The sequence below is a fragment of the Anabaena cylindrica UHCC 0172 genome (assembly GCF_034931625.1).
Taxonomy (GTDB): Bacteria; Cyanobacteriota; Cyanobacteriia; order Cyanobacteriales; family Nostocaceae; genus Anabaena; species Anabaena cylindrica_A.
Genome location: NZ_JAYGGY010000043.1, coordinates 13,589 through 24,814 on the forward strand (window position 1 = coordinate 13,589; position 11,226 = coordinate 24,814).

Genomic DNA, 11,226 nt, shown 5'->3' on the forward strand with positions numbered 1-11,226 from the left:
AGTATTCAAGTGCCTTCTGTTTTTCTCCTAAGTCAGAGTAGACTTTGCCAATATTGTTGAGAGTGATGGCTTCTCCTCCCCTATCATCTACTGCACGAAATAGAAAAAGAGCCTGGTTGTAATATTCAAGTGCTTTTTGCTTTTCTCCTAAATCATTGTAGACTCTACCAATACTTAAAAAAGTGCTGGCTTCCCCTTCCTTATAACCTACTGCACGAAATAGAAGAAGAGCCTGGTTGTAATATTCAAGTGCCTTCTGTTTTTCTCCTAAATCATTGTAGACTCTACCAATACTTAAAAAAGTAGTGGCTTCCCATTCCTTATCCCCTACTGCACGATATAAAGGTAGTGCTTTTTGCCATTTCTCAATTGCCTTTCGCAAAGATTCTGCTGTACCCTGCTGATAAAGTTGCATCCCTTCTTCATTCAAACTGTCCGCCTTAGCACGCGTGGCTTCCTGTTGCGTTCCTTGCTGCTGTGCTATCTGCAACCCTGTACTTCTCGGCATTGCCCCCACCGAGTCGGCCAGCAAAACCACACTCAGCAACATCATTAACCCGCAACGACTAAATATCGGTAGCAAACCCCGGTAAATTCCCTGATATTTCATCACTCTGCCTCAATTACTCCTCACCACAGGCCAGTTACGGCTGTTTTGATTGTATGGGGGGTAATTGATAACAGAGGGTGAGGTTTCTGTTTTGGTAACAAACTTTGTTAGGTGTAAGAGGATGTTTGAAAAGTTTTGGGCGAATATAAAGATGCCTCCGGCACGCTGACGCGAACGCTACTACACAAACGAAGTTCCTTCGGATTCGCCAGTTCCCTACGGCGGGAAACCCGCCTACAGGACTGGTCTTACCACCTGCGTGGACTAACCAAAAAATAGGTGTTTCAAACCCACGGAGGTGGGTTTTGTCTGTGTAGCCGCGACTTCTAGTCGCCAGGGTTAGTATAGATTGAGACTTTTCAAACAACCTCTAAGGAAATGGTGTTTGATTACTAATGTGGAACTATAACAATAAATATGATATTATATACAGTATATACAAATTGTATCTACTAGATTTCAATGCGATTTGAATGGGATGAAAATAAAAATAGACAAAATCTAAGAAAACATGGAATCAGCTTTGAAGAGGCAGTTACAATTTTTGATGGAATTGTATTTAACAATATTGATGACCGTTTTGATTATGGTGAACTTAGAAAAATAAGTATAGGAACAATAAACGGTGTTGTTGTTATTACTGTAGCTCATACAGAAAGATCAGGTATTACTCGTATTATTTCAGCCAGAAAAGCAACTCCAAAAGAAAAGAAAGGAACACATACTATGAATATCTCAGAGAAACGACTTGAGGAAATTAATAATATTCTCGATGAAGATATTGATACTTCTGATATTCCCGAATTGGATGCTCATTTTTGGGAAAATGCAAAACTTGTTCAACCTATCACTAAACAAGCTATTTCATTAAGAATTGATGATGATGTTTTGCAATGGTTTAAAAATAAAGGTAAAGGCTATCAGTCTTTAATGAATGCTGTATTACGTTCTTATTTTGAACATCACAATCAAAGCCGCAATGAGCAATAATATTTCAATTTTTTAGTTTATTGATTGAGTTTTAATCCTGTGAATCCTTAAATCCTGATTTTAACAGTTTCCCTAACTATCAACTTACGTTATTACTTCTTAAAAAAACTACAAATCATCTCACCAGGACTCTTATCTCTAAATTGAGAGAGAGTCCTATTTTTATTGATCTTAAATTTACCACGACAATTATAGATTTCCACAGGTGTTTTGACACCATCTACACTTATAGCTGCCCGATATTCCCAATATTTTTTTGCACTGCGTTTAATACTAAGAATGCAAATTTCATGTCCATCATAATGACGACAGACATTAGCCAAAGCTGGAGATGTGTAAGAAAAAGAAAATATTAATAACAGTAAAATAACAGGATATTTAATCATAATTAAATTTAATACTTCTTCTTCGCATCCCCCAAGCTAGTCCACCCATAAACAGCACTCCCATTACTCCTTGTAAAGGATTATTATTCACACCTGTCACCCAATCAGGAACTACCTCTGAATGTTTTGTTAATTCTCCCACATTAATAATGTAATAACCCCAAACTAAACCACCATGTAAACCAATAGGTAAACCTAAACGCCCTCTGCATGAACTTTTACCCCATACCTGCGTTAACCCTAACAATACCAAAGCAGGAAATTGTGGCAAAGTATGAATAATAGCCTCTAAGGGTTTGATAAAATGTGCGATCGCAAATACGATGGCATCTATCCAAGTCGCTAAACTGAAACCATAATCTCTTTTTAGCTCATCCAATAACCAACCGCGAAATAATAATTCCTCTGCGAATCCCACACCGAAACCAACTAGTAAACCTTCTAAAATTATTTTCAATAAAAAAACTTTGGGTTGTTGCCATACTAACCAACCCAACAAACCTTGTACACCAAATACAATTAAAATATTAATTAATCCAATAGCCAAGCCTTGGACAAAATTTACACCATTTAAGCGTGAAAACTCTAAACCATAATGAGTTAATATCTGAGGCTGTTGATAGACTTGCTTACCCCATAACTTGACCAGAAAAATAAACTCTACATAAAGTAGCACCATTGTCAAGATACTTTCTAAATTAGTATCTTCCACGAGTAAATATATCGGTACTGCGAAAGGTAGCCATAATAACAACAAAGCCAGAATGAAACAACCCAGTCTGGCAAGGACGGGGTACTGGGCTAGTTGCTCTAGATTAATTTTCATCATGGATTAGTCAAATATCATTCAGTCAACACTATACTGCTAATGACCAATGACTAATGACCAATGACTAATGACCAATGACCAATTACTATTCATTAGGTTCAATTGTACTACTCAATCCATGACTTTTTAATGTTTCACAATAAAACTCAGCGGGTTCCTGAGCGCAAGTAATAACTAAGGCTAACCCGCTGCTATGAGCTTCCATCATGATGCTCACAGCTTGAGGCTGGGTGATGCTCGGCACAGTGGTCATTAGCACCTGGACCACATACTCCATAGAGTTATAGTCGTCGTTATGGAGCAAAACGCGATACTGAGGCGCGAGCTTGCGGGATGTGGAACGCTTCTCAATGGTTTCGACTGACACTACTCTTTGCTCTTTTATACTTGATTTACGACAACACGGTTGCTGTTGAGCATTTGCTTAACAGTTGTTTACTTAATGTTATAACATTTCTGTTTCAATTCCAGGCAAAAAATTTTTGCCTTCTGGCTATTGCCGACGCGGAAGACTATACAACTTCAAGCCTTATCATAATACTACACTAGTAGTACTTTTAAAATTAAAAAAATGGATATTAGCTCCAGCTTTCAACCGGGACAGATTGTTTCTTTAGATTATATTGACAGGAATCTGTATGCTGAAGTCGTTCAAGTTGTAATTTCTCGTGATTTGTGCTGGGTGCGTCCTTTGCTTTTGGCTAACCTTAGCCAAGAAACACCACTAATCACCGATTTACGAGATGCATCTGATTTATTGTGGCCTATTAATTTATTTCGGGCAGCGCTGGATACAGAAGCCGTTGGTCTATTGAGTCAACTTTTACCAAAAGACGCTAAAGCAGACTGTGATACAGTTGCTCAACAGCAACTCAATCAGTTTATTTACCAACTTTGGCAAGCCTCCCAGAATGGTAAAGAATTGTGAATTTATAAAGAGTGATTATCCCCACTGGGGGACTAACTGAACTCGACCAGCATCCATCTCTGCCATTAATAATTCTAGAGCTTCATAATCAACGTCAGATATGTAACCCAGTTGCGTCAGTTCTGAGTTGATCTCATTTTCTATTTCTGGCGTTAATTTTTTTATGTGCAACGCTCTCTCTACTAATTGACGAATTGCGTATTGTGTGCTCATAAAGAATAAACCAACTGTAATTGTTATCTATTATCTAAGATAAACCTTGGTATAAAAAGTGATCCAAACATTCGGTTTTAAGTGATATAGATCACAAGAAAATTTTAGATACACAGTTTTTTAACCCTGCTTTTTGCCATTAATGAAGATAAAAGTTAGGGAGAGCATTTGAGGGAATTTTTACTTAAATCCTTTGATTTATAGCTATACAAGTTTTATCATCATAGCCACAGATAGTAAATCTGCCTTTTGGCTTTATAAACTCCATCCATCTTGAAAACTTGAGTTTGCACCATAGAAAAACTATAGGTTTCAACTTGAACGGGGTTTATGTTGATTGTTTTTTAACTCAAACAAAAAAAATGTATATATGAATGCAATTTATAGTGCGAAGATGATAATCTTTAAACAAAAACCGTAAACCAATAAAGATTCAGCAAAGAAGCTTCACGCGTATAGGTTATTTATGAAAAAACAGTTTATGTTCAAATAAACCTAAGTTATCAAGTTTTATGGCCTCTGAAAAAAACACAGGTGACAGTAAAACTGTTATAAGTTACTATGATAAGTCGGGTTGAAAGACCGAATCAATGCTAAGTTGAAGTGGTTAGGTGTAATTTAAGGTAGCTAGAAGATAGCAAAGTGGCTGTTTTAGTTGAGCAATTAATCACATCGGATATTTTAAAACCTGCTCGTTACCTGGGTAATGAGCGTTTAGCAGTTCACAAGCCTTGGGATACGGCAACTATACGCTGGGTGTTAACTTACCCAGAAGTGTATGAGGTCGGTGCATCTAATTTGGGGCATATCATTCTTTATAATATTTTGAATGCCCAACCAAATCAGTTGTGCGATCGCGCTTACTTACCAGGTTCAGATTTAGCAGCAAAACTTCGTACCACCCAAACACCTTTGTTTGCGGTAGAGTCCAAGCGCTGGCTGACAGAATTCGACGTTTTAGGTTTTAGCCTCAGTTATGAATTAGGTGCAACCAACATCCTAGAAATGTTGGATTTGGCAGGAATTCCTTTAACTTGGAAAGAGAGGGAAGAGGCAGGGAGCAGGGAGCAGGGAGCAGGGGGCAGGGAGCAGGGAGCAGGGGGCAGGGAGCAGGGAGCAGGGGAAGCAGAGGGAGAACTTCTTCCTAATCCCCAGTCCCCAATCCCCAGTCCCCAACCCCCATTTCCCCTAATTTTTGCTGGTGGACAAACTGCAACATCTAATCCAGAACCTTACGCTGATTTCTTTGACTTTATTGCCTTGGGAGATGGTGAGGAACTGTTACCAGAAATTGGCTTGGTATTAGAAGAAGGGAAAAAACTAGGTCTGAGTCGGGAAGAATTGTTGCTGGACTTGGCTCAAATTCCCGGTGTATATGTGCCTCGGTTTTATGAAATGGGAGCAGGTGGTGCAGTATATCCCCTGCGTCCAGATGTCCCGAAACGCATTCTTCGCAGAGTAGCTACACCGATTCCTGCTTATTCTATTGGTTTAGTTCCCTACGTCGAGACAGTGCATGATCGCTTAACAATAGAAATTCGGCGTGGCTGTACTCGTGGTTGTCGCTTTTGTCAACCAGGAATGTTGACTCGTCCTGCACGAGATGTAGAACCGGATCTGGTCGTAGAAGCAATTGAAGCAGGAATGCGGGCAACGGGTTACAATGAATTTTCTCTGCTTTCCCTCAGTTGTTCTGATTATTTAGCCCTCCCAGCAGTGGGGATGGAAATAAAAAATCGGTTAAAAAATGAAAATATTTCCCTGACCTTACCCAGTCAGAGAGTAGACCGATTTGATGAGAATATTGCTAATATTCTGGGAGGTACGCGCCAAGGTAGCTTGACTTTTGCGCCTGAAGCCGGAACCCAACGGATGCGAGACATCGTTAATAAGGGTTTGACAAATGAAGAATTATTGCGAGGAATAAAAACAGCTTGGGAGCAAGGCTGGGATAAAATCAAGTTGTATTTTATGATTGGTTTACCCGGAGAAACAGATACTGATGTTTTGGGTATTGCCGAAACGGTAAGATGGTTAAAGCAAGAATGTTGGGCTAAAGGCAGAAGATCACTCAACTTTAATTTGACGATTTCTAATTTTACGCCCAAGCCGCACACCCCATTTCAATGGCATTCGGTTTCTACCTCTGAGTTCAAACGCAAACAAAGTTTACTGCGACAAGAATTCCGACAAATGCGGGGAATAAAGGTGAATTTCACTGATTTCCGCCTTTCGGCAATGGAAGACTTTATAGGTCGGGGCGATCGCTCTTTAGCCAAAGTATTGCGTCGCGCTTGGGAATTGGGTGCAGGGATGGACTCTTGGTATGAAAACGTAGAACAGGCTTTTAAAGCTTGGGAAAATGCGATCGCAGAAGCTGGCTTAGACTGGAAATACCGCCTAGTCGAAAATGGTGAATGGAATCTATTTGCAGCAGAGAGCAGGGAGCAAGGAGCAGGGAGAGAAATCTTAACTCAGCAAGGGCTAAACACCCAGCACCCAGCACTCAGCACTCAATACTCGGCACTCAATACTCCCCTACCTTGGGATCATATTGATACAGGCATTGATAAAAAGTGGCTGCAAGAAGACTTACAACGCGCTCTAGAAGCTGCAATTGTTCCCGATTGTTCTTTTGAAGGTTGTTCTCATTGCGGTGTCTGCGGCACTGATTTCGGCCATAATATCGTTATTAACTCCCCAGAAATTCCGGCATTTGCTGGCGATTTTGTCCCAAATACCACAAAAGCACAACGTCTGCGAGTGTGGTTTGGCAAACAAGGTGATATGGCTTTAGTAAGTCACCTTGATCTAATGCGTCTGTTTGATAGAGTGATGCGAAGAGCCGGTTTGCCGGTGGCTTTTACAGGTGGGTTTCATCCAGGCCCCCGCATTTCCCTGACAAGCGCCTTAACATTGGGTGCTACCAGTAGTGGTGAAATTGTAGATTTTGAGTTAACTCAACCAATGGATGTGGAAAGTTTTCGTGAGCAACTGGTACAGCAACTGCCCACAGACATCCCCATATATAATGTGGAAGAGATAGAGTTGAAATCTCCAGCAGCTAACCAAGTGCTAGAATCAGCAGAATATTTGCTGACTATATCTACAGTTGGGGAAGTAACCGCAACGCAATGGCAAGACTGGATTTCTGCTATTCAAGCCAAAGACGAGATTTTATCAGACCATACAACTAAATCAGGCAAACACCAAATTATAAATCTGCGCGATCGCTTATTTGAGATAGAGTTAGTAGAAGCCCATAACTCTCAAGCCGAGTCAAAAGCTGTCTTGCGTTATTTGGGTAGCTGTCGTCCTGACGGTGTGATCTTGCGTCCTGAGCAAATCTTGACTATATTGGAAATAGTGGCTAGTGCAGAATTTCACCTCCTGCATATCCACCGCAATCGGCTAGTTTTAGCAATATAATTCCTCAATGGTGACTTGCTAGTAGTTACCAAGAATGAGCGTATTCATAGGAATTGATTTTTAGCTAAAACAAAAAGAAGCCTCTCATTCACCCTTCAGGTGAATGATGAGATAAATTCTTGAGCAGTGATGAATTCTACCCTGACTAATTAACGACTACCACTCGTTGAGAGAGTAGGGTGGGCGACGACTCGCCAAACTCCGGATGTATTCACGAACTAATCAAATCTGATATAATTTGATGGATAGGTGTAATCTAATTAAATGCTGAAAAGCAGCCTATTTAACTTTCGGTGAATAATTTTTCAAAAAAGCTCCTAGGGCATAGGACTTTAAAGCCCAGTTAATGTCTTCAAAGAAGAGTCGCCCAGATGCCCACACCAACCTGAAAGGGAGTGTGTGGAGTATGTCACCAAGGTTGCGTTAAAATGAAGTGAAGAGAAATTTTCTGGTGCTGGATTATTGAATGACCTGGTTCACTGCCCTGATACCCAGGGAGCGAGAGCAAAGATATTAGAGTGCAAATTCTAGGATTATATCCCAGACAAACTGAGGCAGATTAAAATACACTCTCTAAGAAAGCTACCTTGTGAATCAGTTATTAACAATAGCTCTACGCCTAATCTCTAACTCTATGCTTTTTACAACACCTGCTGAATACCATTATCCTAAAAGGTGAAGGTATGACATCAGAAATCAACCTTCTGTGGTTGGTTTAATTACTTAAAAAATATGTAGCCGTTCTGGAATAATCAGGCGTGTAAACGCAATTACAGTGTTCACAGCTTCCAATTATGGGAAGCTCTTTCAGAGAAAGGAATTTTGATTACCAGTAGCGCCTTTTAGGGCTGCCAGTAGGGGCTAGAGGTATAACAAAGAGCTTCCTTCCCATCCCCATTGGTGCTGCCAATTTTTGAGGAACTTGAATGCCAAAACAAATTATTATCGCAGAGCAGCATCAAATTGCTGCCGTATTTTCTGAAGATCAAATACAAGAACTCGTTGTTGCCACTGGTCATCATCAAATTGGTGATATCTACTTAGGTGTAGTAGAAAATGTGTTACCTGGGATAGACGCAGCTTTTGTGAATATTGGTGATCCAGAACGCAACGGTTTTATTCACGTCACCGACTTGGGTCCATTGAAGCTAAAACGCAGTGCCGCAGCCATTACCGAACTGCTCACACCACAGCAAAAAGTTTTAGTGCAAGTGATGAAAGAGCCAACGGGAACAAAAGGCCCAAGGCTTACAGGTAACATTACCCTACCTGGACGTTACGTAGTGCTAATGCCCTATGGTAGAGGTGTAAATTTATCTCGGCGAATTAAGAGTGAAAGTGAGCGCAACCGTCTCCGCGCCCTGGCAATTTTAATTAAACCTGCGGGTATGGGTGTACTGGTACGAACAGAAGCAGAAGGTAAGCCAGAAGAAGCAATTATTGAAGACTTAGAATTGCTGCAAAGGCAATGGGAAGTAATCCAACAAGAAGCACAATCTACTCGTCCGCCAGCATTGCTAAATCGGGATGATGACTTTATCCAGCGCGTATTGCGGGATATGTATGGCGCGGATGTGAATCGCATTGTCGTTGATTCCAGCACTGGATTACGACGAGTTAAGCAATATTTGCAAAACTGGAGTGGAGGTCAAACACCACAAGGTGTGCTAATTGATCACCATCGCGATCGCTCTCCCATCTTAGAATACTTCCGCATCAGTGCTGCCATTCGTGAGGCACTCAAACCTAGAGTAGACCTACCATCTGGAGGCTATATCATTATTGAGCCAACAGAAGCATTAACTGTAATAGATGTTAACTCAGGTTCCTTCACGCGATCGGCAACAGCCAGAGAAACCGTTTTGTGGACAAACTGTGAAGCAGCAACAGAAATTGCTCGTCAGTTACGGTTGCGGAATATTGCAGGTGTCATCGTTGTTGACTTCATTGATATGGAATCACGGCGCGATCAACTACAAGTCTTAGAACACTTTAACAAAGCCCTCAAAGCTGATAAAGCCCGTCCGCAAATTGCCCAGTTGACCGAACTAGGTTTAGTAGAACTAACCCGCAAACGCCAAGGTCAAAATATTTATGAATTGTTTGGAGAAACTTGTCCCACCTGTGGCGGTTTAGGACATACCCTCCGCTTACCAGGAGAAATAGAAAACCGATTACCAATCCCAGCAGCAGACATACAAGACCGATTTGCACCCCTGCCTCAAAGAGAACCACGTATGCCATCTGCCCGGATACCAGAACCACGGGAAAGCTATGATGGATTTGGGGAAGGATTTGAAGGTGACTCTGAATTGAGTGCTACCCATCTGATCAACCACCCCAGTTATCAAGAAATGGGTGATAATAAACGTCGTACCCGCACTCGTCGTAGTCGAATTGGGATGAATGGGATTAACGGCAAAGATGAATCCCGGTTAGGCAATCCATTGGCTTTTGTCAACGAGGCAGATTTAGACTTGGATACTGATGGTGAACTAGCTCACACACCAGAAATGCCATCTCTTCTATCCGATGCACGACGTGTTGGCGAAGTTCCTCCTAAAGATGCGCGAGATGGACTGCGAACACCAACTCTTGGCAAATCTGGTTGGAATGAGAGAACAGAACGCACCAAAGTTAAAATAGATCCAGTTAAACCTGTGGTAGAGCCTCCACAGATTGTTTCTGTAGAAATGACACTCCAGGAACAAGATATGTTTGCTTTGATGGGAATTTCTCCTGGTGTGAAGTTAGAGCAAGAAGTTAGAAATCCCAAATCTGTAATTTTTAACATTGTTCAACCTGGACAAATACCAACACCAATAACGGAATCGACTGAATCAACATCAGAATCAACCTTTTCTGAAAGAACGAATTCTGAAGTTACTAAAGTCAAAATGCCTACACCAAAAATTGAGCTAGAAGAACCATACTTTCCTAAACCAACAATTGAACCACCGCCGGAAGAGTATAAAGAAACAGGATTTGAGTCTTTTACAGATGAAGAAGAAATAAATAACGCTTCCATTTCCAATCGCCGTCGTCGCCGTCGTTCTTCAGCAGTAGATGGAGGTATTTCTAACTTGGAGGAAAGTTAACAGCTTTTATGTTAGATACAGAGCCAACATCTGCGCCAACATCTCCATCTGTTGACTCAACCGCACCCTTAGCCGAATCAAGTTGGCTGGAGTTGTCCACCTACTTAGATGCTCATGGATTGGTTGCAGGTATAGATGAAGTGGGACGAGGTGCGTTATTTGGGCCTGTAGTAGCGGCAACAGTGGTATTACCCGCAGACGCTTTGCCAAAACTAATGGCAGCTAAAATTAAAGACAGCAAAAAGTTGTCTAGTTCCCGAAGAACGCAGCTGGCGCAGCAAATTGGTGTGCTGGCTTTAGACTGGAAAATTGGTTATGCTTCCACGGCAGAAATTGACAAGCTAAATATTTTGCAAGCAACGCTGTTAGCAATGAAACGGGCTGTACTGAAACTGAAGGTACAGCCTACAATTTGCTTGGTTGATGGCAATCAGTTGGTAAAGGATTTATTGATACCACAACAAACTATCGTTAAGGGAGATGAGCGATCGCTCAACATTGCAGCTGCTAGTATCATGGCTAAGGTTTGGCGTGATGATCTGGTGATACGTTTAGCATCTAAGTACCCGATGTATGACTTAGAGAATAATAAAGGTTATGGGAGCCAGCGACATTTGCTGGCTTTGCAAAAGTACGGACCATCATCCCTACATCGTCTATCTTTTCGTCCTTGCCAAATTTCAGTACCGAGTAATGAGTAATGAGTAATGAGTAATGAGTAATGAGTAATGAGTAATGAGTAA

10 protein-coding genes are annotated in these 11,226 nt (G+C 41.2%); 5 read left to right on the forward strand and 5 right to left on the reverse strand.

Going from position 1 to position 11,226, the window contains the following annotated elements; translation table 11 throughout:
• The coding region (locus VB713_RS11885) for a tetratricopeptide repeat protein (protein ID WP_323311757.1) at nt 1-610 on the reverse strand (610 nt) is incomplete at its 3' end.
• 462 nt (nt 611-1,072) lie between these two features.
• On the opposite strand from VB713_RS11885, the gene VB713_RS11890 reads away from it, so the two are divergent.
• Complete coding sequence (locus VB713_RS11890) at nt 1,073-1,600, forward strand: BrnT family toxin (protein WP_323311758.1); 528 nt, start codon at nt 1,073-1,075, stop codon at nt 1,598-1,600.
• 92 nt (nt 1,601-1,692) lie between these two features.
• Here VB713_RS11890 and VB713_RS11895 read toward each other — a convergent pair whose 3' ends face one another.
• The 3 genes from VB713_RS11895 to clpS form a co-directional block, all read right to left on the reverse strand.
• Nucleotides 1,693-1,986, reverse strand: a complete 294-nt coding sequence (locus VB713_RS11895; RefSeq protein ID WP_323311759.1) for a hypothetical protein — start codon at nt 1,984-1,986, stop codon at nt 1,693-1,695.
• A complete protein-coding gene (locus tag VB713_RS11900; protein ID WP_323311767.1) occupies nt 1,979-2,812 on the reverse strand; it encodes a type II CAAX endopeptidase family protein in 834 nt (277 codons plus the stop codon). The genes VB713_RS11895 and VB713_RS11900 overlap by 8 nt, the downstream gene beginning before the upstream one ends.
• Nucleotides 2,813-2,900: 88 nt before the next feature.
• A complete protein-coding gene (clpS, locus tag VB713_RS11905; protein ID WP_323311760.1) occupies nt 2,901-3,182 on the reverse strand; it encodes an ATP-dependent Clp protease adapter ClpS in 282 nt (93 codons plus the stop codon).
• A 204-nt stretch (nt 3,183-3,386) separates the two neighbouring features.
• Here clpS and VB713_RS11910 point away from each other — a divergent pair, with 204 nt between their 5' ends.
• A complete protein-coding gene (locus VB713_RS11910; protein WP_323311761.1) occupies nt 3,387-3,743 on the forward strand; it encodes a hypothetical protein in 357 nt (118 codons plus the stop codon).
• A 15-nt stretch (nt 3,744-3,758) separates the two neighbouring features.
• On the opposite strand, the gene VB713_RS11915 is transcribed toward VB713_RS11910, so the two are convergent.
• On the reverse strand, nt 3,759-3,956 hold the full coding sequence (locus VB713_RS11915) for a hypothetical protein (protein WP_323311762.1): 198 nt from the start codon (nt 3,954-3,956) through the stop codon (nt 3,759-3,761).
• Between the two features lie 642 nt (nt 3,957-4,598).
• On the opposite strand from VB713_RS11915, the gene VB713_RS11920 reads away from it, so the two are divergent.
• The 3 genes from VB713_RS11920 (at nt 4,599) to VB713_RS11930 (ending at nt 11,184) form a co-directional block, all read left to right on the forward strand.
• Entirely contained in the window at nt 4,599-7,385 is a 2,787-nt protein-coding gene (locus VB713_RS11920) for a TIGR03936 family radical SAM-associated protein (protein WP_323311763.1), read from the forward strand.
• Between the two features lie 926 nt (nt 7,386-8,311).
• Nucleotides 8,312-10,483 carry an Rne/Rng family ribonuclease gene (locus VB713_RS11925; RefSeq protein ID WP_323311764.1) on the forward strand — a complete coding sequence of 724 codons (2,172 nt, stop codon included), beginning with the start codon at nt 8,312-8,314 and terminating at the stop codon, nt 10,481-10,483.
• Between the two features lie 8 nt (nt 10,484-10,491).
• Nucleotides 10,492-11,184, forward strand: a complete 693-nt coding sequence (locus VB713_RS11930) for a ribonuclease HII (RefSeq protein ID WP_323311765.1) — start codon at nt 10,492-10,494, stop codon at nt 11,182-11,184.
• Nucleotides 11,185-11,226 lie beyond the last annotated feature (42 nt).